This is a genomic window from Novosphingobium kunmingense (assembly GCF_002813245.1).
Lineage (GTDB): Bacteria > Pseudomonadota > Alphaproteobacteria > Sphingomonadales > Sphingomonadaceae > Novosphingobium > Novosphingobium kunmingense.
The window spans coordinates 291,803-311,832 of the sequence record NZ_PHUF01000005.1; the positions used below are offsets into that span (position 1 = coordinate 291,803).

Genomic DNA, 20,030 nt, shown 5'->3' on the forward strand with positions numbered 1-20,030 from the left:
CTCAGCTCCCAAGCCGGCGCAAGCTGCTGGCCCACAGCTGCGCCTCGGTGCCAAGGTCGAGCGTGACGTCGCCGAAGCGTCGGTCGTCGGTGCCGACCGTCAGGAACGTCCGGTCGAGCCGCGCGAAGGCATGCGAATCGAGCAGGCGTGCGGCGAACTGCGATCCGTGGCGGCGCAGCAGCAGCACACGGCCCCGCGCATCACGGGCCAGGGCGCCGATCCCGGCCCGGTCGATCGCGATGGCCTCGGCCTCGAAATCGCACAGGGCGGCGCGGGCCAGCTCGCGCACCTCGTCCGCGTCCCTGAGGCGCACGTCGCCGCCCAGCCCTTGCCGTGCCACCCACCACGCGACGCCCAGGATCGCCGCAAGCGACAGCGCGAGCTTCAGACCTTCGAAGGCAAGCGCCTGGTCAGAGGGCATTGGCGGACAACATGTCCATCATCGCCCGCACCGGCGTCAGGTCATAGCCGGCCTGGGCGGCGGCGGCGCTCAACGCGTGGGGGCTCTTGCCGCGGCTGCTTTCGGCCAGCGCCCAGAGCAGCGTCGAACGCGTGCCCGACCGGCAATAGGCCAGGACCGGCTTGTCGGTGGACGCGAGAGCCGCGGCCATGGCCTTGACCTGGCCTTCGGAAAATCCGGCATGGGTCACCGGAATGGCGACATAGTCGATCCCCGCCGCGCGGGCCGCGGCCTCGATCGCGTCACCGGGGGTCTGGTCGGCACTTTCGTCCTCGGGACGGTTGTTGATGATCAGGCCCACCCCTTGCGCCGCGGCGTCGCGAACATCGTCAGGTGTGATCTGCGGGCTGGCGGAAATGCGATCGGTCAGGGCACGAAACATGGCAGGGTCATCCCGGATGCAAGGCGGGGGCACGATGCTCGTCTCCGCTGCTGACGGCTCTGTGCCAAGACGGGCCGCACGACGCAAGCGCAAGGCCGCTCATCGTGCCTGCCTTGCAGAAATGTCACACCGCACCCGAAAACAGGAATCGATTCGCCAATCAGCGGTTTATTCGCTATCAGTGACCATGCGGAGGAGAGGGCCTGGTGCCCGCTTGCTGCTTGGCCGGGGCGATTCGTCCGCGTTCCGGCCCTTGTTTCGTGGGGCGATGCGAAGGTTTGTTCGGTTCTATGGGTTTTGATCGAGGACGTCGCGGCCGTGGTCGCGACAAGCGGGACGGTTTCGGCGAAGACAGCTTTGATCCGTTTGCCGGCGGTGGTGGAGACCGCTTCGGCGGCGGCGACCGTTTTGGTGGCGGCGACCGCTTTGGCGGCGGTGGACGCGGCGGTTTCGGCGGCGGTGATCGCGGCGGTTTCGGCGGCGGCGATCGGGGCGGCTTCGGCGGTCCGCGCGGCGGTGGTGGTGGTGGTGGCGGCTTCGGCGGCCCGCGCGGCGGCGGCATGCCGGCCCAGGTCGTTGGCGAAGGCACCGGCACCGTCAAGTTCTTCAACGCGGGCAAGGGCTTCGGCTTCATCCAGCGCGATGGCGGCGGTGAAGACGTGTTCGTCCACATCAGCGCGGTCGAACGTGCTGGCCTCGAAGGCCTTGCCGAAGGGCAGCAGCTCAAGTTCCAGCTCGTCGATCGCGGTGGCAAGGTTTCGGCCAGCGACCTCGAAGTGGTCGGCGATGTGATCGCAGTCGAAAAGCGCCCCGAAGCGCCGCAGCGCCAGCTGACCGGTGAACGGGCCACCGGCACGGTCAAGTTCTTCAACTCGATGAAGGGCTTTGGCTTCATCACGCGCGACGATGGACAGGCCGATGCCTTCGTCCATATCAGCGCGGTCGAACGCTCGGGCATGCAGGCGCTCAACGAGGGCGACCGGCTCGAGTTCGACATCGAAGTCGATCGACGAGGCAAGTACTCGGCGGTCAACCTGGCGCCGCGTCAGGATTGATCCCGATCGCAGCCGCCCTTGGGGTTGTCCCGGGGCCTGCCAAGTTCTAAACGCGTGCAGATGGCGGTCCTTTCGGGGCCGCCATTTGTCGTTTCGATTATCCCGATTTCATGAGAAGCGAAGGAAAAGCCATGTCGATTACCCCGCTGATGCCAGTCTATCCCCGCTGCGGCTTTCGCCCGGTGCGCGGTGAGCACTGCCACCTGATCGGGGAAGACGGTCGACGCTATCTCGACTTCGCGGCCGGCATCGCGGTCAACCTGCTTGGCCATTCGCATCCCGGCCTGATCGGCGCGATCCAGCGCCAGGCCGAAACCCTGATGCACGTCTCCAATCTCTACGGCAGCCCACAGGGTGAAAAGCTGGCCCAGCGGCTCGTCGATCTGACCTTTGCCGACACGGTGTTCTTCACCAACTCGGGCGCTGAGGCGGTCGAATGCGCCATCAAGACGGTGCGCGCCTATCACCAGCACGGCGGCGACGAGGGTCGGTTCGAGATCATCACTTTCAAGAACGCCTTCCACGGCCGGACGATGGCCACGATCAGCGCATCGAACCAGGACAAGATGCACAAGGGCTTCATGCCCCTGCTGGCCGGCTTCAAGTACGTCGATTTCGATGATCTCGAAGGCGCCAAGGCGGCGATCGGGCCCAGCACCGCCGGCTTCCTTGTCGAGCCAGTCCAGGGCGAGGGCGGCATCCGTCCCGCTTCGGACGCGTTCATGAAAGGCCTGCGCGCGCTGGCCGACGAACACGGCCTGCTGCTCGCCCTCGACGAGGTGCAGTGCGGAGTCGCCCGTTCGGGCACCTTCTACGCCTATGAACAGTATGGCATCGAACCCGATGTCCTGGCCACGGCCAAGGGCCTTGGCGGCGGCTTCCCGATCGGCGCCTGCCTCGCCACCGAAAAGGCCGCGCGCGGCATGGTGATCGGCACCCACGGCTCGACCTATGGCGGCAACCCGCTGGCCATGGCGGCGGGCGAGGCCGTGCTCGACGCGGTGGCCAACGACGAGTTCCTGGCCCATGTGCGCGTCACGAGCGAGCGCCTGCGCAGCCGCCTCGAACAGTTCATCGGAAACTACCCCGATCTGTTCGAACTGGTTCGCGGCAAGGGCCTGATGCTGGGCGTCAAGATGAAGATGGAAACGCGCGGGTTCGTGGCGCACCTGCGCGACAACCACCAGTTGCTGACCGTGGCGGCGGGTGACAACACGCTGCGCCTGGTGCCGCCGCTGGTTATCGGGGATGCCGAGATCGACGAGTTCTTCGAAAAGTTGTCTGCCGGCGCCGCGAGCTACGACGTTCCCGAGACGGTCCAGTGACCCGGCACTTCCTCGACCTGTCCGATGCGGGCGGCAACGCGATAGCCGCCATGCTGAACGACGCCCAGGACCGCAAGGCCGCGCGCCGCGCCTGGCCCAAGGGGCAGCCCGATGCGGATGCCCCGCTCGCGGGCCACGTCCTCGCCATGGTGTTCGAGAAGAACTCGACCCGCACCCGCGTCTCGTTCGACATGGCGATGCGCCAGCTCGGCGGCTCGGCGATCATACTCGAAGCGGGATCGACCCAGCTCGGCCGCGGCGAGACGATCGCCGACACCGCGCGCGTGCTGAGCCGCATGGTCGATGCGATCATGCTGCGCACGGACGATCACGCCAAGATCGAGGAGCTGGCCGCCCATGCGACCGTCCCGGTAATCAACGGCCTGACCGACGCCTCGCATCCCTGCCAGATCATGGCCGATCTCCTCACCCTGATCGAAGGCGGCAAGGCGCTCCCCGGCCTCGAAGTTGCCTGGCTTGGCGATGGCAACAACGTCCTCAACTCGATCGTCGAGGCGGCCGGGCTGATGAAGTTCAACGTCCGCATCGGCGTGCCCGAAGGCTATGACAGCGATCCCGGCTTCATCGCCGCCGCGCGAGCGAACGGCGCGACGATCACGGTCACGCGCGACCCGCGCGAAGCGGCCGCCGGCGCCGACGTGGTCGTGACCGACACCTGGGTTTCGATGGGGCAGGAGCACGTCCACAACAAGCTGGCGGCGATGGCTCCGTTCCAGGTCAACCCTGCGCTGATGGCGGCGGCAAGTCCCGGTGCCCGGTTCCTGCATTGCCTGCCCGCGCACCGCGGCGAGGAAGTGACCGACGCGGTGATCGACGGGCCGCAGTCCGATGTCTGGGACGAAGCGGAAAACCGCATCCACGCGCAGAAGTCGGTCCTGCTCTGGGCGCTCGGCAAGCTGTGAGCGCGCCCGAGCATATTCCTGCCGGCGAGACCGGATATGACCGGGTGCTCAGCTTCACGATCCCTGCGCGCAACGGCCGGGGCCGCGTCGTGCGCCTGGGACCGGTGCTCGAAACGATCCTTACCGCCCACACCTACCCCACCTCGATCAAGCATCTGCTCGCCGAAGCGCTGGTTGTCACCGCACTGATCGGAGCGCTGCTCAAGGATGACGAGGGGCAGCTGACCATGCAGGCGCAGACCGAGGCGGGGGTCGTCGACCTGCTGGTCTGCGATTACCGCGGCGGCGAACTGCGCGGCTATGTGCGTTTCGACGAAGACCGGCTGGACATGGTCGGGGCCAACCCATCGCTCTACGCGCTGTTCGGCAAGGGCTATCTGGCGATCACCTTCGACATGGCCACGACCGGCCAGCGGTACCAGGGCATCGTGCCGCTCGAAGGCGGGTCGCTTGCCGAAGCCTGCCAGAACTATTTTGCACAAAGCGAGCAGGTGCCAACGCTGATCCGCGTCGGCGTGCGATCGGACGGGCAGGGTTGCGTCGCCGGCGGCTTCCTCGTCCAGCACTTGCCCGACGGCGAGGAGGGCCGCGAGCGTCTTCACGTCCGGCTCGACCACCCCGAGTGGGAGCACCTCGCGGCGCTTGCCGGTTCGATCCGCCACGACGAACTGGTCGACGCCGATCTCTCGCTCGAAGCGCTGGTCTGGCGGATCTTCCACGAAGAGGACGAAATCCGGGTCGAGGCGGGTCATCCGCTTGGCCGCGGGTGTCGCTGCAGCGTCGAGCACTACGCAGCGGTGATCGGCAAGTTTCCCGAAGAAGACCGCGTCGACATGCGCAACGAAGCGGGGTTGATCGTGGTTGACTGTGCATTCTGTTCGCGGCTGTTCGAAATCGAGGCTTGAAGCACTCGATTCGTCGACATAATAACACGCTTTATCGCGTGTAGGCGCCGTGATACAATGGCGCCGAAGGAAATCGTGCGCACTTCACTGGCGCCCAGATTGATAGATCGATGATGCTGCGTTCGTTTATTTCCCTCCGCCGGTTCGCGGTCTTGGCCGCCGCTGTGCTCGTGTCCCTCGTTCCGGCTCATGCCGGAAGCGAGCGGCTCGGTATGCTCGACACGCTTCAGCCGGGAGCCTGGGAACTGCGTCTGCGCGAAATCGGCTCCCAGCCGCAGCGGATCTGCGTACCCAACGGCCGCACCCTGATCCAGCTTCGTCACCAGGCCGACGCCTGTTCCCGCCTGGTCATAGGCGAGAGCGCGTCGGAAGTGACTGTGCAATACACCTGCCGCGGCCGCGGTTACGGACGCACCCGAATCCGGCGCGAAACCGCGCAACTCGTCCAGATCGACAGCCAGGGGATTGCCGACGGGCTTCCGTTCGAGTTTTCCGCCGAAGCCCGCCGGGTCGGGGCTTGCGGCACCTGATCCCATTGCCTTCGGATCGGGCAGAGGCTAGCCGAAGGCATGACCGAAATGGCTGAAGAACCCCCACGGCAAGCCGTCGTCCTGCTGTCCGGCGGCCTCGATTCGATGGTGACTGCGGCCCTGGCGCGCGAGGCTGGATTTGCCGTCAACGCGTTGACGATCGACTACAACCAGCGGCACCGCATCGAACTGGATGCCGCGCGCCGCGTGGCTGCGGAAATCGGCGTCGCACGCCACGTGATCCTGCCGCTCGACCTGCGCCAGTTCGGCGGTTCTGCACTGACCGACGAGATCGCCGTGCCGAAGGATGGCGTTGGCCCCGACATTCCGGTGACCTACGTGCCGGCGCGCAATCTCGTGTTCCTGTCGCTGACGCTCGCCTGGGCCGAGGCGCTCGGCGCGCGCGACGTGTTCATCGGGGTCAACGCGCTCGACTATTCGGGCTATCCCGACTGCCGGCCGGAATTCATCGCCGGCTTTGCCGATCTGGCCCGGCTCGCCACCAAGGCCGGCGCCGAAGGCGATGCCTTTACGGTCCATGCTCCTCTGCAGTTCATGGGCAAGGCCGACATCGCACGCGAGTGTGCGCGTCTGGGACTCGATCCGGCGCTGAGCTGGTCGTGCTACGACCCCCAGCCGGGCTGCCTCGCCTGCGGCCAGTGCGACAGCTGCCGGCTGCGCCAGGAGGGCTTTGAAAAAGCTGGGATTGCCGACGAGACCCGCTACTCTGCACCCAGGTAACGGGAGAGTGACGGCGTGAATGACGGAAATATGAGCGAAACGGCTCAGCGCAAGGCCAGCGGATATTCGTGGTACGTGCTGTTCGTCCTTGTCGTCGTCTACATCATGAACTTCATCGACCGCCAGATCCTCAGCATCCTGGCGGTCGATATCAAGGCGGATCTGGGCCTCAGCGACAGCGACCTGGGCTTCCTTGGCGGTGCGGCATTTGCGGTGTTCTATGCCTTGTTCGGTGTTCCCTTGGGACGCCTCGCGGACAATTGGAACCGGGTGCGGCTGCTGTCGATCGGCCTTGCCATATGGTCGACGATGACCGCGCTATCGGGCTTTGCCCGCAACAGCATCCAGTTGTCGCTGGCCCGGATGGGTGTCGGCGTGGGCGAGGCGACGGCCAGCCCGACCGCCTATTCGCTGATCTCCGATTACTTTCCCCGGCACCAGCGCGCCACCGCACTCGCGATCTATTCGTCGGGGCTCTATATCGGCGGCGGCGTGTCGCTGCTGATCGGCGCGAAGATCGGCCAGATGTGGAACGCGGCCTATCCGGGTGGCGGGCCGCTCGACCTTGTCGGCTGGCAGGCGGCCTTTCTTGCGGTCGGCGTGCCGGGGCTGATTCTTGCGCTTTGGGTGGCGTCGCTCAAGGAGCCGGTTCGCGGCGCGATGGACGGAGCGCCCAGCACGGGATCAAGCACGCCGTTCCGCGATTTCTTCGGCGACCTGATGAGCATCGTTCCGCCTTTCACGGTAATCGGCGCGGCGCGTCGCGGCCCTGCGGCGTTGGCGGTCAACCTGGGGTTTGCGGCGCTGACCGCGCTGCTCGCCTGGTTCATGGTGCGCGTCACCGGGAACCTCCTGCAATGGCCTGCCATCGGGGTCGGCTACTACGCGGTGTTTTCGTGGGCCAGTTCCCTGAGGGCGCGTGACCCGGCGACGTTCCGCCTGATCTGGGGTACGCCCGCCTTCATCTGCACGACGCTAGGCTACAGCCTGGTTTCGCTGGTTGCCTGGGCGCTTGGCTTCTGGGCCGCGCCCTATGCAGAAAACGTGCTGCAGCTCGAGCGGCAGGAACTGGCCTTCTGGCTGGGCGCCAATGGCGCTGTCAGCGGATTTCTTGGCGTCATAATCGGCGGACGCCTGGCCGATCACCTGCGGGCGCGCAATCCGGCGGGGCGCATCCTCGTCGTCATGTTTGGCGTCCTTGCCCCGATCGTGCCGGTGTGGCTGGCCTATACCACGAGCGATTCCTTCGTGTTCTACTCGATGAGCTTCCTTGCAGGAATGTTCGGTGCGGCCGCCCTGGGCGCCGCTGCCGCGACTACGCAGGACCTTGTGCTGCCGCGGATGCGTGGGACAGCGACTGCTGCGTTCTTCCTCGGTACCACGCTCGTCGGCCTGGCCTGGGGACCGTATCTCGTCGGGCTGATCTCGGATCTCATGGGCACGGTTGTCGACGGAAAGCCGGTCGGCGACCTTCGAACCGGCATCCTCGCGCTCATCGGCGTCGCGCCCTTTGCCATGGCGCTGCTGGCCTACGCCTATCGCGCCGTCCCCACGGCCGAGGCCACGGTCGAGGAGCGCGCCGGAGAGCGCGCCTGAGCGGCAATCAGTTGCGGGTAAGGACGCCGCAGGCGATCCGCCCGCCGCTGTTGCCGGTGGGGTCGGTCTTGTAGTCGTCCGCATCGGCATGGATGACGATGGCGGTCCCGTCGGCATCGAACAAGGCGGCCTCGATCTCGGCCCGGGTGCCGCGTAGCTTCGCGCTCATCGTGCCGGTTCCGGTCGCATTGATGACCAGATTGGGCAGGTCGCCAAGGTGGCTCCCGGCCGGATTGTCGGTTCCATGCTGGTGCCCGCCGGGGTTGAGATGCCCGCCGGCGGTCGTGAAGGCAGGACCCACGCACGAGCCGACCATGTGCAGATGCGCGCCGTGCGTGCCTTGTGGCAGGCCGAAGGCGGCAACCGACAGTGTCAGACTGTCACCGCCCGCCGTCAGGAGCGCGCGACCAGCGGGCGCCCCGTTCGAGAGCTTCAGATCCGCGCCGCCGACCGAGGCTGTGGGAATGTCTCCAAGCGTCGTGCAGGCCGAGGCGAGGACGACGAGCGATGCGGCGAACAGGTTTCTCATGAACACTCCCGAAGCAGGCAATAAGGCTCAAACGAAAAAGGGGCCGGATTGCTCCGACCCCTCGTTCGTTTTTCGCCGAAGCGAGATTACATGCCCGAACCCGGACCGTAGGTGATTTCCACACGACGGTTCTGGAGTTCGCGAACGCCATCGGCGGTCGGGACACGGTTGTTGCTTTCGCCGAAGCCCTGGCTGGTGATGGCACCATCCGGGATACCGCGACCGGTGAGGTAAGCGCGGACCGAGGCGTTGCGGCGCTCCGACAGACCCTGGTTGTAGGTCGTCGAACCCGAACGGTCGGTGTAGCCCGCCAGCATGATCGGCACGTTGGCGCAGTTGGCGTAAGCCGTGACGGCGCTGTCGAGGATCGAAGCCGCTTCCGGCGTGATGTCCGACTTATCCCAGTCGAAGAACACGATGTACGGACCCTTGTTGCAGACCACCGGCGGCGGAGGCGGCGGGGGCGGCGGGGGCGGAGGCGGCGGAGGCGGCGGCGGCGGGGGCGGCGGCGGCGGAGCAACCGGCGCGCCGAAGTTGTAGCCCAGCGTCAGCATCAGCGAGTGCGAACGGAAGCGGGTCGAAACGTTGCCGCCGGTCGCCGTCACGACGTTGATGTCGTCCTGGTTGAAGAAGCGATACTTCAGACCGATGTCAGCGTTGTCGCTGATCGGAGCGCGGATGCCGGCCAGAGCCTGCCAGGCGAAGCCCGTGTCCGAATCGTTGATGTTCGGATAGGTCGGGGTTGCCATCTGGATCTTGGCACGGCTGACGCCGACGCCACCGCCGATGAAGCCCTGCAGGCTGTCGTCAGCGCCGAAGTCCAGAAGGCCGTTCAGCATGAAGCTGAGAGCGCTGGCGCCACCGTCGATCTGCGCACCTTCATAGATGCCGCGCGGGGTGTCGACGCTGTCTTCGTTGGCGCGACGATAGCTGGCTTCGGTTTCGAGGCGGAAACCACCGAAGTCGTAGCCGACGATACCGCCAAAATCGTAGCCAACCTTGGTGTCGAGGGTACCCGCACCAGGCGCGATCAGATCGGTGATATCTTCAACGATCATCCCACCGGCGTCAGCCTCGATATACCAGGAGTCGTCACGGGCGAGTGCCGGTGACGCAAGGGCAGTGGAGGCAAGCGCCATCCCAATGACCAGTTTGCGCATTATGGAATTCCCCTTTGTTCAGGATTAGAGCCACCGAGTACAATTCGTCTATCTTGATAGAGTTCCCGAGGCAAGCGCTCAAAACCTTCGACCTGTTGCATAATTGTCGCGGTCTTTTTCAAGGACCTACGGCTAGTGTCTTCAGATCGATTGAGAACAGCGTTTGCCCGGTCTCCCTGTGCTGGACGAACCGTGCGCTAAAACCTTAGTTTGACGAAAAGATCCCGACCCGCTGCAATTCTGTGATCACGCGCGCGATTGCCTGGCGCGCCTCACTATCCACGGTCGTGCCGCCGATGGCCTCGTCCGGCCTCTCGGCGGCAATCCAGCCGTTGCGAAAGACCAGTTCGCGCAAGCTGCCGCGATCAAATGCGCGCATCCCTTCGCGCGGTACGAAGTAGAGCCATTGCCCGCCCTGGCGCGCGGCGATCAGGCCGGCCCTTTCGGACCAATCCCCACTGGGCGCCGGGGCGATGATCCAGGCCTGTCCATCTGAGGGACCGTCGGGCGGCGCTGCCTGGACGGCTTCGACGGCCAGGTGAAGCAGTGCGTCGATCCGCGCCAGGGCTTCGTTCACGAAGCTTTCCTTCTGGGCCTGACCGGCGAAAAGCAGCGGCAGTTCGTGCCGCGCAGTGCGGCTGTCGAAGGGAATGTCGGTCATCGGTTCCAATCCATCTGGTCAGGTGAGGGGGAGGGCGAGCGGGAGCGAGGGCGCTCGATCGCCGCGCTGGACGATCCGGATCGTGCCTTGCGGCGCCTGGGCGAGCAGCGAGCCGGCAAGCTCGGCGCCCAGGAGCAGTTCGGGCCGGTCGGTTTCCCAGCGTGCGAACACTTGGGGCCCTTCGGCGAAGACTACGTCATAGCGCTCGGCCTGTTCGCGCGGTGGGGTGTCGATCCCATCGGCCCAGGCCCACGCCCCGCGCGCGCGCCGGACCCAGGTTATCAGGCGATCGCCATTGCCCAGCTTGTTGCAGCGGGCGTGGACCGGACTTGGCGGGCGCCATCCGATCCCGCGCAACTGCACCGCTGCGAGGACCGGAGCCGGGTCGGCAAGGCCGATCGCCGCCAGTCGCCCGGCAGGTGACAGCGCAAGTCGCGCGGCATCGACCGGCGTGCCTGCGCCGTCGAGGAGGATGAAGCGGTCGCCCTCGGCATGGCTGCCCACCGCATGTTCGGTTCCGCCGCGGCCGCGCAACAGGCCGGACAGGCGCCAACTCCCGTCCTGCAGCTTCGCTGCCGAGCCGAACTGGATTATCTCTTCGCCCAGAACCGCGCGGTTGGCGCCCGTCGCCAGCTGCTGCATCGTCGCATCGGGCAGGGTCCCGTCATCGCCCACCAGAGTGACGTCGACGAAGCCCTTTCGGTCGAACAGCAGCGGCGATGCAGGCGGCAGCGCCGTCACCGCCGTACCGATGATGGCGCGTCTGCGGCCGCTGGGTCCAAGCGGATGCAACGAACCGTCGGCCTGTTCGGCAAACAGCGCCGCCCCGGTCCAGCCGCTCTCGGACGAGGTAGCCATCGCCATGACCAACGGCACCGGGGTTGCGGCATGGCCGTCCCACGGCAGCTCGCAGGCGGCAAGCGCGGTCGGACCGAGGGGCCGATCGGGCGCGGTGACGGCACGGCCGGGATCGGCCGATGTGCTTCCCGCGCTGTCCGGTGCCAGCCGGACGAGCGTGAGGTCGACACCGTGGCTGCGCCATTCCCATTCACGCACGCGCCACAGGCCGGGATGGCCGGGCAGCGATACCGTCGCGCCGGGACGGACCGCTGGGTCGATCTGCGTCACTCGCCACGATATGGTCTGGCGCGCCCAGTGCGTGCGCTTTGCCGCGCCGTCGATCAGCCGGCGCGCGACAAGTGCCGACAGCGCGGCGGGCAGTTCGATCGAACGCGGTTGCCCCGGCGCGGGACGCCCGCCCGCGCGCTGCGCGCCGGGCTGGTAGTCGCGGTCGACGTCGTAGTACCGCAGCATCGCAACCGGCTGTTCGGCCTCTGGCGCGCGCTTGCGGGCAAAGCCGGCATTGCCGCCGAAATCGTCCCGTTCGGTAGATGTAGCCGCTTCGGGCAGTGCAATGGCCGTGGGCTGGCGGCGATCGGGACGAATCGTCAGCTGCTCGTCACAGGCGTCGCAATCGACCGGGTAGAGCGGATCGAGCGCGGCGAGACTGTCAATCAGCGCGCCGTCCATCGACAGGCCATCGACCCCGCCGAGCGGAACGGCAGCGTCGACGTTTTCGATCACCGGATCGACCAGCGCAGACAGTGTCAGCTCCCCGTCATCGGCCAGAACCTCGAAGGTAAGGGCCGGCAGGCGGTTGCCGAAGTCGGCCAGTTGCAGATCCTCGAACACGGCATAGGCAAGGCCGGTATAGGCCGGGCACCGGCCTGCCGCCTCCGCCGAAGCGAGCAGGGGATCGGGGGCCTGGTCCGCCGTGCCCGGGTGAAGGCGGAACGATCCGGCGACCTTCATGTCCCCCGCCGCGCCGCGCAGCAGCTTGCCATCGGCCCAGATGCGGCCCACGCCCATGATCGGGCGACTGGACAGGGCGACGGCAAAGGAGGCCGAATAGATGTATTGGGTCACCGACGGTTGCCCCTTGCCCCCGCCCTGGGTGTTGCGGTGCTCGACAAGGTCGGTCGCCCATATAATCTGTCCGGCTGCGCGCATCCGCCCGAAGTGGCGCGGGATCGGTATTCCGTAGCTCGAAGTGGTGACCGCCAGTTCGGCCAGCCGCGGTCCTTCGCGGCCACGGCCTCCACCAAGGATCAGCGCGTCGACCTGGCGGCCGGCAAGTGCGCCGATCGCGCCACCGACGGGGCCGCCGAGCAGGGTCCCGATCGCGGTGAAGACAAGTGTTGCCATGAAGGGTCCTCAGGCTTGACGCGGAGCGCGCCAATGATGGGTGATCGGGCCGGCGGGCAAGGCGGGGCTGCGCACCACGCGGCGCAGGCCGGCATGGGCGTGGACCCACCCGCCGTCGATGGCAGCGATCGCAAGGTGGAACTGGCCCGGCCCGGCCTTCAGCATGACCACGTCGCCCGGCAGGATGGGTGCGTCCGCCGCGGCGAAGCCGAGGCTCGCGGGCGCTGGAACCCATCCGTCGAGCGAGACCTGCCGCAACTGGTATCCGCCGGGCAGATCGGCCCGCACGCCGCAGGCGGCGAGCGCGGCAGCAAGCACGCCCACGCAATCGAGCCCGCTTGCCGGATCGCGCCCGTTGAGGCGGAACGGCGTGCCGACCAATGCTTCGGCCGCCGTGGCCAGTTCCGTCGCGTCAGGACTCATTGCGCGGGGACGGGATATCGGGTGACGAGATCATTGCCGGGCAGGAAGGGTTCGCCTTGAAAGTTGACTGCGTTGGCAAAGCGGCCTGCGCAGGTTTCGAGCGTGCGATCGCACCCTTCGCGCAGCAGCACGGCAGTGCCGCGCGCTATGGCGTGATCGACCGGCGCGTCGAGCACCAGGCCGCCAGCGCCGGCTGCGACGATGCGCGCCCGGGTCCCAGCCAGCGGCCCGTCGAGCCAGCGCAGGCTGCCACCGGCATGGTCGGCGCCAACGACCTGTCCTGCCAGTTGCACGGCATTGGCAGTCGTATCGAAAGCCTCGACCCGCGCCGCGCGCGAGAAGCGCGCCGGCGACAGGCTGCAGCCCGGGCCACAGAATTCTGCGCGGCAGGAAGGGCTGGTGCGCGGCACGGGATCGCGCCACAATTCCGCCTTGCGCGACTGGAGCGAGGCGGTGAAGGCGCCCGCCTCTTCGGCCACGGTGCCAATCGTGCCGCGATAGAGGACCAGCCGTTCGCGGGTTTCCCAATCGACCACTCCGATCTGCACCGCTGCCCCGTCATAACGGCCGAGCGCCAGGTCGCTCGCATCGATCGAATCGTGGCTCAGCGCACCCTGCACCTCGGCGCTGTCGGGTTCGAAGTCGGCCGAACGGCGGATGGCCGAGGGCACCATGCCGGGGGCCGAGCGGTGCAGCATTCCATCGAACCAGAGGTCCGCGTCGTGGGTGGTAAAGCCCAGCGTTACCCCGTCGCGCCGGGCGACGCGCCAGAATGTGGCGACGCATTCCAGCGGCTGGCTGAACCAGGTGCGGCTCATGCCGCGTCCTCGCGGATCTCGATCACCGGCACGCTGGGCGCTTCGCCCGCGGCGAAGACCGCACCGGACACTTCCAGCCGGTCTTCGGCGAAACGCACCGGGACGTCGAAGATGAATCCGGCGCGGACGGTAACGCCCTCGGCCGGTGCCGTGGAGAAGCGGACAACGCCGCCGGGATCGAGCGTCCAGCCCGTCGTTACGGCGGTTCCATCAAGGCTGACCGCGAGGCTGTCCGCCTTGGGGCGTGTAATGCGGCGCAGTTGTTCGGCGCCGTTATCGCCATAGCGTTTGACCAGGGCGAAACGCGCCGTGAGCCCGTCGCCGCTGCCAAGGACCTGGTCGACCGAAGTGGGCAGGCCGGTCATGCCGTTGGAACTGTGGTCCGACGGATCGCGCAGCCGGAACCCGCGCGCCGCGCCGCGCCGGGCGCGGAAGAAGGCAAGAAGAACGCCAAGGTCGTTTTCGGAACGGATTCCGGGCCCCACATCGAAGCGCAGTCGCGCGTTCGACCACAGGCTGTTTCGCCTTTCGAAGCCCGACGCCGTAACCGCCACGCTGGTCGAGAATTCGGGCATCACGGTCGCATCGCGGCCCAGCGCGAGCGGATAGGGAACGTCGTCGAAAGGCAGCATGTCGTCCTCGTGCACTGGAGAGGGCAGGCGGGTGAATCCGTCGCGGCAGACCTGGGGCAGGGCCCAGACCACGCATTCGTGATGGCCGCGCGCGGTCGCGTCCTCGATCCCGGCGTCGATCCGTCGCCACAGCGCGTCGGCATCCGAGGCATCGAGCACGAAGCCGGCGAGGTAATCTTGCTCGGCTGCCGGATAACCGAGGCGCTCGGTCACCGCGTCATAGGCGGCGCGGCGGCTGGCTTCGGCGCCGCCTGTCAGCCAGTCGTAGTCCTCGATCTGCAGGCGGTCGAAGGCAGGGGAAGCCCAGCCCAGCGGCAGGTTGGCGCGGGCCACCTCGGGCCGGTCGGGGTCGAGCACGCCAGGGAGGAAGGTCAGCAGCACGACTTCGGCCGGCTGCGGCGCTGCGGCGGCGCGCACCGCATCGCGCAGCGCCAGGGTCGATGCGGCAAGTAGGCCGCCCGCCTGGTCGAGCAGGTCCTTCTGCGGCGCGGTCAGCGAATCGCCGACATCGGCAATCTTGACCGGGTTGCCGCCTAGCGCGACCTTTGCCGCCGGATCGTAGAGGCAAGGCTTGCCGCCTGTCGTGATCCACCACCACGGTTCGCCGATCTGGAAGCGGACGGGAACGCCGGCTTCCTCCATCAGCGTGACGAAAGAGGAGGCCACATCGCGCAGCCAGGTCATTGCCGGCTTCGACGCGGGCGAAAGCAGCGCCGATGGCGGATCCCACCCGGTCCGCGCCGGGGTTCCATCGAAGGCGCGCTGCTGCCAGGCATCGGGGCAATGCTGGGCAAGCAGTTCGTAGGACAGCGAGGCTACAGGCGAAAATCCCGCTGCCCCGGCCGCGGCGAAGAAGGCCCGGTGCCAAGCCCTGGCCGGCGCGCACAGCGGATCGCCGCTTCCGGGAACAAGGAAAGCCCCATCCTGCGCGGCGAGCCGCATGAAGTGGCTCATCCCGACATAGTGGACCAGCGAGCCGCGATAGCCCAGGTGCAGGGCGTTGCGGACCAGGCGTTCGGGCACCTGATCGGTCGCATCGTCATAGCCGGTGGCGATGGCCAGCCCGTGCGGGGGAACGATCGCGTCGCCGATCGGCAGCATCGCCCCGCGCCCGGAACAGGCGATCCCGGTCAGCTCGGCCCAGCCCTGGGCCGGCGCAGCCAACACCTCGGTGTTGCCCGCGACATAACCCGGCGGGACCAGCGACAGGAACAGGCGGTCGATGTCGGCCGGATGGACCGGGTCGCCCTCTTCCGGCAGGACGTATCCGCCGGAAAGCTGCGAGAAGGCGATGGTGACCGCAGCGTCGGTCGGCGATCCCTGGGCATAGTTCCACAACCGCACGTACCAGGTGCGCGGGGTGCCGGCGGCATCGCGACCCTCAATCGTCAGGGTCGGCCCGTTCGGGGCATCGAGTGCGACGATCCCGCCCGAGCGCCAGCGAAAGCGCAGCGTTGTGCGCGAATAGTCGCGGTCGGTCGCGTAGGCGAGGAGCGGGTGGTCGTGCCGGTCGACGCTGTCCCAGATCACCCCGGCAAGATCGCCTTTGCGAAGGAAGGTCGCGTCGACGCGCAGCGCATCGGGCGCTGGCGCGGTCAGCGCGGCCATCATCGGGCGGGGGAAATTGACGGTCCAGAAGCGCGGGTCGAAGCGCTGGATCCAGTCGCTGTCCTGCCCTTCGCGTTTGCGGCAAAGCCAGAAGGCCATGGGGTTGATTCCTTCAGTAATCGGTCAGGGCGCGGCGCACCGCGCTGGCGACCTGGCGGCCCGATCGCTGCAACGCCTGCGGAGCGGAAGTGCCGTGCGGGGCGGCAATGGTGATCGAAACCTTCACGTCGCGGGCGGGGCCGGACAGGCCAGTCTCGATCCGCCCGGCGCTGGTCGGCACGAAAAATTCGGGGCCCCGCTCGCCAACGAGGTAACCGCGGTGCGGTGACACCGGGCCGCCGGTGGCGCGGCCAGGCAAGCCGAGGATCGAACCGAGCAGGCCGCCAAGGTTGAGCGCGCCGCCCAACAAGCCTCCGCCGGATCCGCGGCCAAGCGAGCCAAGCAGCCCGTTCAGAGCCTGCGCCGCGATCGCGTCGATGGCGTTGAAGGCGATCCGCTTGAGATCGTCGAAACCCAGGCTGCCCTTGCGGATCGCGCCGAGCAGTCCGCGTTCGAGCACCGTCCCGGCCTTGGCGAAGCCATCGACCAGCGTGCCGTCGAAGCTGCCGCGCATCGCCTGGATGTCGCTTTGGAAGCCCTGGGTGTTGGCGCGCACATCGATCAGCAGGCTGTCGACGGCATCGCCAGAGGGGCCGGTATCAGGCATGGTCGTGCTCCATCAGGCGGGTCAGGTCGGCGCGGCTGAGCGGTGCCGGCGCGTCAGCCGGCGGGGCGAGGGCGGCAGCCAGTTCAGCCGGGGTCGCCTGCCAGAATTCGGCCGGGCGCCAGCCGAGCAGCTGCGCGGCGTGGCCGCTCAACCGCAGCGCCCCGGTGCCGAAGGGTTGCGCGCTCATGCAGGGACGGGATCGGCGGCGCCCTGCAGGATCTGCCCGAGCAGGATGCGTAGCGGCTTGCTGGCTCCGGCGAGCCCCGTTGCAAGGACCGCCTCGCCCACGGCGTCGCGCGGCAGGTCGCCGCGCTCGGCCAGGCAGTGCCAGAACAGCGCGGCAATCTCGACAAGGCGCAGTTGCCCCGCTCCGGCTCGCTCGACCAGCGCAAACAGCGGGCCGAGGTCTTCCTCGGCGGCAACCAGCGCGGAAAAGCTCGGGCGGAGCAGGCGCGGCTGGCCGGCGACCACCAGCACGGCCTCGCCGCGGTGGGGATTGGCGGAAGGCGGCGCGATCATAGGTTCGACACCAGACCCGAGCTTTCGAGCTGCATCGTGTAATTGCGCTCGCCGTTGAAATCGCCGGCGTAGTCGAGCTTCTGGACCAGGAACCGACCGCGCAGTTTGTCGCCGTCCTCGAAGCTCAGTTCATAATCGTCGATCGTTCCGGCAAGCGCGTTGGCGCGGACCCGCGCTTCGGCGGATGAGCCGAGGAAGATGCCGGCCGCGCTGACCGACACCGAACGAACCCCGGCGCCGGACAGCAGTTCGCGCCAGCCGCCCGAATCCTTGCTGGTGACGACGACGGCATCGCCGTTGATCGACATCTGCGTGGTGCGCAGACCGGCGACGGTCTGGTAGACGGCGGGAATCGCGCCGTTGGTGATCTTGAGAAGGAAGGCGCTGCCTTTCTGGGCGGGCATGAGGATCTCCTTGGAAAACGGGGATGATCGGGGCGGGCGGTCAGTAGGCCATCAGGCGGAAACGGTATTCGATCAGCACGGCACGGGTGTTCGCGGCGCGCTGTTCGGCGCGGGCGCGCAAGAACGCGGTGGAGACCAGGCGGTATTCGGCCTGAACCGCAGGAAAGGCGGCGACCCGCGCCTCGATCGCGCTGATCAGGGCGGCGGCCGCACCGGGGCTGTCGCCGCGACAGTGCAGTTCGAGCGCGACGCGCACCTCGCGGCCGACGCGGTCCTTGACCGACCAGTCCGCGCAGGCGCTGGCGCCGATCGCCAGCCACGGGAGAGCGGTGCGACCGGGCGCTTCCTCGACGACGGCGTTGAGCTGGGCGGACAGCACCGGATCGGACTTGAGCCAGTCGATCAGCGAACTGCGCAGGGCGAGTTCCATGGCGCTCATCCTTTCGTGAACAGGGGCCAGAGCAGGTTCGCGCGGCGCCAGCGGCGCGGCGCTTCCTGCCGGGCGAGGCTGCGACTGGCACCTTCGGCTTCGGCGATCCGGCGGGCCCGGCCGATGAGGCGGGCGAAGACTGCCGCGGCGTTCGACGCGGCGATCATGCCAGCCGCATCCGGCGCCAGGGCCGCCACAGCGCGGCAACGGCAGCGGGCGGGGTGGCTGCGCCCGCGCCGGCGTCCTCGCGCTGGCGATACTGGTGCGCGGCCAGGCGCAGCACCCCGTGGCGCAAGGCATCGGGCAGGGTCGACCAGCTTGCCGCAAGGCCGGCGGAGAAGCGCACGGCGATCCGGCCGGCCGATCCCGGCGCCATGACCCGCACCCGGCCCGCGCCATCGGCGTCGATGTCTATGGCATAGGCCGCCGCGGGCAGGGCAAAGCGTGATCCTTCGGCCGGGATGCCCTGAACCTCGGTGATCGCTTGGACTGGCGCGGCGGACAGCCGGGTCCAGTCGGCGCTGGCGCCGAGCACCTCCTCGCAGACCTGTTGCAGCGGCATCAGCCCGGTGAACTGGTCGCACAGGTCCAGCGCGGCACGCAGCAGGGCGGCAAGTTGCGCGTCGTCGCTGCCCTGGGCGATGCCGAGCCAGTCCTTGAGCTCGGCGAGAGCCGCCGGGTCGAGCGTGGCCGGCGTGACGATTGCCCGCTTCATGGCGGTCTCCATGTTGTGACGAAGGGGAAAGGGGTGCCCGCGCCGCCGGGAAACGGCGCGGGCGCTAAGGACCGGGTCCGGCCTGGGAGTAAGGGGTGACCGGACCCGGGAAGGCGCGTTACGCCGAGATCTTGAGCAGCTTGATCGCGTCGCTATCCAGCACCTGCCCGCCGACGCGCTTCGTTGCGTAAAAATTGACGAAGGGCTTGTTGGTGTAGGGATCGCGCAGGATCGTGGTCGCGCGGCGCTCGGCGATGAGGTAGCCGTTGGCGAAGTTGCCGAAGGCGATCGGCAAGGTGTTGGCGGCGACATCGGGCATGTCCTCTGCCTCGATCACCGGATAGCCCAGCAGGCGCGCCGGCTGCCCTTCCATCAGCCCCGCCTGCCACAGGAAGGTTCCGTCGGCGGCCTTGAACTTGCGCACGGTCGACAGCGTCTTCGAATTCATCACGAAGACGGCGCCCTGGCGGTGCGCGGCGCGCAGCGAGTGGACGAGGTCGATCAGCTTGAGCTCGGGCGCGGTGTCGAAGCCGCTGGCGTTGCCGCTGGCCAGGAACTGCAGCGTGCCGAAGGGGCGGGCCGCGTCGGCAGTCGCGGCGTTCGGCGCGCCAAGGAACCCGCGCGGCTGGTTGCTGCCTGTGCCGTTGACGAAAGCGGCGCCTTCGGCCTTGGCAAACTCGGTGGCGATTTCGCTCGCCAGCCATTCCTCGACGTCGAAGGCGGCATCGTCGAGCATGGCCTGGCTGGCAGCGGGGTTGGCGTAGAGCTCGCCCATCGGCGGAGCGATCTCGTTGAACCTGGCGGTAGCGGTCTCGGGCCGCGCGCCGGTTTCGCTGACCCAGCCCGAGGCCGCGCCGCCCGAGGTGACGAGCTTGCGATAACCCGCGCTGCCGATCTGGACGACCTGCGCAATCGCGCGGATCGGACTGATCGTCTTGAGCTGGGCGGCGATCAGCGCGTCGATTTCGCGCGGGACGGCATAGCCGCCGTCGACAGGGGTCGCGCCGCTGAACGACTTCAGTTCGGTTTCGCGGCCCTGGCGCAGGTACCCCTCCACGAAGCCCTTCAGCTCAGGGCTCGCGGCATCGCCGCCTGCAAGCGCCGGGCGGGCGGCGGCGCGGCCGACCTTGTCGAGCCGTGATTTCACGTCTTCGACGTCCGAGCGCAGCGCGCCCAGCGCGGCGTCGGCCGCGTCCTGGCGGGCAACGATATCGAACGAGGCGTCGATGGGATCGACAAAGGGAGTAGTGTCCATGGATAGGCCTTTCATGGGTTGAGGGTCTCCCCCGGCAGGGGAAGCGGG

At 67.9% G+C, this 20,030-nt stretch carries 24 protein-coding genes; 7 read left to right on the forward strand and 17 right to left on the reverse strand.

Annotated elements, in window-relative coordinates; genetic code table 11:
* Position 1: 1 nt before the first annotated feature.
* Together B0I00_RS14110 and B0I00_RS14115 are read right to left on the reverse strand one after the other, a co-directional pair.
* Positions 2-421 (reverse strand): hypothetical protein, encoded by a 420-nt coding sequence (locus B0I00_RS14110; protein WP_100868039.1) that lies wholly within the window; start codon positions 419-421, stop codon positions 2-4.
* Positions 411-842 (reverse strand): TIGR01244 family sulfur transferase, encoded by a 432-nt coding sequence (locus tag B0I00_RS14115; RefSeq protein WP_100868040.1) that lies wholly within the window; start codon positions 840-842, stop codon positions 411-413. Before B0I00_RS14115 ends, B0I00_RS14110 begins: the two co-directional genes overlap by 11 nt.
* A gap of 290 nt (positions 843-1,132) precedes the next feature.
* Between B0I00_RS14115 and B0I00_RS17375 the strand changes: the two genes are divergently transcribed.
* From B0I00_RS17375 to B0I00_RS14150, 7 genes are all read left to right on the forward strand, one after another.
* Positions 1,133-1,897, forward strand: coding sequence for a cold-shock protein (locus B0I00_RS17375; RefSeq protein ID WP_100868041.1), 765 nt, complete (start codon positions 1,133-1,135; stop codon positions 1,895-1,897).
* A gap of 131 nt (positions 1,898-2,028) precedes the next feature.
* Positions 2,029-3,222 (forward strand): aspartate aminotransferase family protein, encoded by a 1,194-nt coding sequence (locus B0I00_RS14125; protein ID WP_100868042.1) that lies wholly within the window; start codon positions 2,029-2,031, stop codon positions 3,220-3,222.
* The gene (argF, locus tag B0I00_RS14130) at positions 3,219-4,145 is read left to right on the forward strand and encodes an ornithine carbamoyltransferase (protein WP_100868043.1); all 927 of its coding nucleotides are present in this window, start codon (positions 3,219-3,221) and stop codon (positions 4,143-4,145) included. The genes B0I00_RS14125 and argF overlap by 4 nt, the downstream gene beginning before the upstream one ends.
* Positions 4,142-5,050 carry an Hsp33 family molecular chaperone HslO gene (gene hslO, locus B0I00_RS14135; protein WP_232730260.1) on the forward strand — a complete coding sequence of 303 codons (909 nt, stop codon included), beginning with the start codon at positions 4,142-4,144 and terminating at the stop codon, positions 5,048-5,050. Before argF ends, hslO begins: the two co-directional genes overlap by 4 nt.
* Before the next feature lie 164 nt (positions 5,051-5,214).
* A complete protein-coding gene (locus B0I00_RS14140; RefSeq protein WP_232730261.1) occupies positions 5,215-5,580 on the forward strand; it encodes a DUF3617 domain-containing protein in 366 nt (121 codons plus the stop codon).
* Between the two features lie 48 nt (positions 5,581-5,628).
* Positions 5,629-6,321 (forward strand): 7-cyano-7-deazaguanine synthase QueC, encoded by a 693-nt coding sequence (gene queC, locus B0I00_RS14145; RefSeq protein ID WP_232730262.1) that lies wholly within the window; start codon positions 5,629-5,631, stop codon positions 6,319-6,321.
* Between the two features lie 30 nt (positions 6,322-6,351).
* Complete coding sequence (locus B0I00_RS14150) at positions 6,352-7,917, forward strand: spinster family MFS transporter (RefSeq protein WP_100868045.1); 1,566 nt, start codon at positions 6,352-6,354, stop codon at positions 7,915-7,917.
* A gap of 7 nt (positions 7,918-7,924) precedes the next feature.
* On the opposite strand, the gene B0I00_RS14155 is transcribed toward B0I00_RS14150, so the two are convergent.
* From B0I00_RS14155 to B0I00_RS14225, 15 genes are all read right to left on the reverse strand, one after another.
* The gene (locus B0I00_RS14155; protein ID WP_100868046.1) at positions 7,925-8,446 is read right to left on the reverse strand and encodes a superoxide dismutase family protein; all 522 of its coding nucleotides are present in this window, start codon (positions 8,444-8,446) and stop codon (positions 7,925-7,927) included.
* A gap of 86 nt (positions 8,447-8,532) precedes the next feature.
* On the reverse strand, positions 8,533-9,606 hold the full coding sequence (locus B0I00_RS14160; RefSeq protein ID WP_100868047.1) for an OmpA family protein: 1,074 nt from the start codon (positions 9,604-9,606) through the stop codon (positions 8,533-8,535).
* A 205-nt stretch (positions 9,607-9,811) separates the two neighbouring features.
* Positions 9,812-10,267, reverse strand: coding sequence for a DUF2793 domain-containing protein (locus B0I00_RS14165; protein ID WP_100868048.1), 456 nt, complete (start codon positions 10,265-10,267; stop codon positions 9,812-9,814).
* Between the two features lie 18 nt (positions 10,268-10,285).
* Positions 10,286-12,472: a phage tail protein gene (locus tag B0I00_RS14170; protein ID WP_100868049.1), complete on the reverse strand. Its 2,187-nt coding sequence runs from the start codon at positions 12,470-12,472 to the stop codon at positions 10,286-10,288.
* A 9-nt stretch (positions 12,473-12,481) separates the two neighbouring features.
* Complete coding sequence (locus tag B0I00_RS14175; protein WP_100868050.1) at positions 12,482-12,895, reverse strand: hypothetical protein; 414 nt, start codon at positions 12,893-12,895, stop codon at positions 12,482-12,484.
* The gene (locus B0I00_RS14180) at positions 12,892-13,713 is read right to left on the reverse strand and encodes a DUF2163 domain-containing protein (RefSeq protein ID WP_100868051.1); all 822 of its coding nucleotides are present in this window, start codon (positions 13,711-13,713) and stop codon (positions 12,892-12,894) included. Before B0I00_RS14180 ends, B0I00_RS14175 begins: the two co-directional genes overlap by 4 nt.
* On the reverse strand, positions 13,710-16,052 hold the full coding sequence (locus B0I00_RS14185) for a DUF2460 domain-containing protein (RefSeq protein ID WP_100868052.1): 2,343 nt from the start codon (positions 16,050-16,052) through the stop codon (positions 13,710-13,712). Before B0I00_RS14185 ends, B0I00_RS14180 begins: the two co-directional genes overlap by 4 nt.
* A gap of 13 nt (positions 16,053-16,065) precedes the next feature.
* Positions 16,066-16,659, reverse strand: a complete 594-nt coding sequence (locus B0I00_RS14190; protein WP_100868053.1) for a tail tape measure protein — start codon at positions 16,657-16,659, stop codon at positions 16,066-16,068.
* Positions 16,652-16,846, reverse strand: a complete 195-nt coding sequence (locus B0I00_RS14195) for a phage tail assembly chaperone (RefSeq protein WP_100868054.1) — start codon at positions 16,844-16,846, stop codon at positions 16,652-16,654. Before B0I00_RS14195 ends, B0I00_RS14190 begins: the two co-directional genes overlap by 8 nt.
* Positions 16,843-17,178, reverse strand: a complete 336-nt coding sequence (locus tag B0I00_RS14200; protein WP_100868055.1) for a gene transfer agent family protein — start codon at positions 17,176-17,178, stop codon at positions 16,843-16,845. Before B0I00_RS14200 ends, B0I00_RS14195 begins: the two co-directional genes overlap by 4 nt.
* Positions 17,175-17,582, reverse strand: coding sequence for a phage major tail protein, TP901-1 family (locus tag B0I00_RS14205; RefSeq protein WP_100868056.1), 408 nt, complete (start codon positions 17,580-17,582; stop codon positions 17,175-17,177). The genes B0I00_RS14200 and B0I00_RS14205 overlap by 4 nt, the downstream gene beginning before the upstream one ends.
* Positions 17,583-17,622: 40 nt before the next feature.
* On the reverse strand, positions 17,623-18,012 hold the full coding sequence (locus tag B0I00_RS14210) for a DUF3168 domain-containing protein (protein WP_100868174.1): 390 nt from the start codon (positions 18,010-18,012) through the stop codon (positions 17,623-17,625).
* 5 nt (positions 18,013-18,017) lie between these two features.
* On the reverse strand, positions 18,018-18,179 hold the full coding sequence (locus B0I00_RS14215) for a hypothetical protein (RefSeq protein ID WP_157812578.1): 162 nt from the start codon (positions 18,177-18,179) through the stop codon (positions 18,018-18,020).
* Positions 18,176-18,727 carry a head-tail connector protein gene (locus tag B0I00_RS14220; RefSeq protein WP_100868175.1) on the reverse strand — a complete coding sequence of 184 codons (552 nt, stop codon included), beginning with the start codon at positions 18,725-18,727 and terminating at the stop codon, positions 18,176-18,178. Before B0I00_RS14220 ends, B0I00_RS14215 begins: the two co-directional genes overlap by 4 nt.
* A gap of 118 nt (positions 18,728-18,845) precedes the next feature.
* Positions 18,846-19,982, reverse strand: coding sequence for a phage major capsid protein (locus B0I00_RS14225; protein WP_100868058.1), 1,137 nt, complete (start codon positions 19,980-19,982; stop codon positions 18,846-18,848).
* Between the last annotated feature and the right edge of the window lie 48 nt (positions 19,983-20,030).

Coding starts and splice junctions, on each gene's coding strand:
- queC (WP_232730262.1), top strand. CDS start 5,629: ATGGCTGAAGAACCCCCACGGCAAGCCGTCGTCCTGCTGTCCGGCGGC.
- B0I00_RS14185 (WP_100868052.1), bottom strand. CDS start 16,052: ATGGCCTTCTGGCTTTGCCGCAAACGCGAAGGGCAGGACAGCGACTGG.
- B0I00_RS14180 (WP_100868051.1), bottom strand. CDS start 13,713: ATGAGCCGCACCTGGTTCAGCCAGCCGCTGGAATGCGTCGCCACATTC.
- B0I00_RS17375 (WP_100868041.1), top strand. CDS start 1,133: ATGGGTTTTGATCGAGGACGTCGCGGCCGTGGTCGCGACAAGCGGGAC.
- B0I00_RS14200 (WP_100868055.1), bottom strand. CDS start 17,178: ATGATCGCGCCGCCTTCCGCCAATCCCCACCGCGGCGAGGCCGTGCTG.
- B0I00_RS14165 (WP_100868048.1), bottom strand. CDS start 10,267: ATGACCGACATTCCCTTCGACAGCCGCACTGCGCGGCACGAACTGCCG.
- B0I00_RS14225 (WP_100868058.1), bottom strand. CDS start 19,982: ATGGACACTACTCCCTTTGTCGATCCCATCGACGCCTCGTTCGATATC.
- B0I00_RS14160 (WP_100868047.1), bottom strand. CDS start 9,606: ATGCGCAAACTGGTCATTGGGATGGCGCTTGCCTCCACTGCCCTTGCG.
- B0I00_RS14170 (WP_100868049.1), bottom strand. CDS start 12,472: ATGGCAACACTTGTCTTCACCGCGATCGGGACCCTGCTCGGCGGCCCC.
- B0I00_RS14115 (WP_100868040.1), bottom strand. CDS start 842: ATGTTTCGTGCCCTGACCGATCGCATTTCCGCCAGCCCGCAGATCACA.
- B0I00_RS14220 (WP_100868175.1), bottom strand. CDS start 18,727: ATGAAGCGGGCAATCGTCACGCCGGCCACGCTCGACCCGGCGGCTCTC.
- B0I00_RS14155 (WP_100868046.1), bottom strand. CDS start 8,446: ATGAGAAACCTGTTCGCCGCATCGCTCGTCGTCCTCGCCTCGGCCTGC.
- B0I00_RS14110 (WP_100868039.1), bottom strand. CDS start 421: ATGCCCTCTGACCAGGCGCTTGCCTTCGAAGGTCTGAAGCTCGCGCTG.
- B0I00_RS14125 (WP_100868042.1), top strand. CDS start 2,029: ATGTCGATTACCCCGCTGATGCCAGTCTATCCCCGCTGCGGCTTTCGC.
- B0I00_RS14210 (WP_100868174.1), bottom strand. CDS start 18,012: ATGGAACTCGCCCTGCGCAGTTCGCTGATCGACTGGCTCAAGTCCGAT.
- B0I00_RS14195 (WP_100868054.1), bottom strand. CDS start 16,846: ATGAGCGCGCAACCCTTCGGCACCGGGGCGCTGCGGTTGAGCGGCCAC.
- B0I00_RS14150 (WP_100868045.1), top strand. CDS start 6,352: ATGAGCGAAACGGCTCAGCGCAAGGCCAGCGGATATTCGTGGTACGTG.
- B0I00_RS14215 (WP_157812578.1), bottom strand. CDS start 18,179: ATGATCGCCGCGTCGAACGCCGCGGCAGTCTTCGCCCGCCTCATCGGC.
- B0I00_RS14175 (WP_100868050.1), bottom strand. CDS start 12,895: ATGAGTCCTGACGCGACGGAACTGGCCACGGCGGCCGAAGCATTGGTC.
- B0I00_RS14190 (WP_100868053.1), bottom strand. CDS start 16,659: ATGCCTGATACCGGCCCCTCTGGCGATGCCGTCGACAGCCTGCTGATC.
- B0I00_RS14205 (WP_100868056.1), bottom strand. CDS start 17,582: ATGCCCGCCCAGAAAGGCAGCGCCTTCCTTCTCAAGATCACCAACGGC.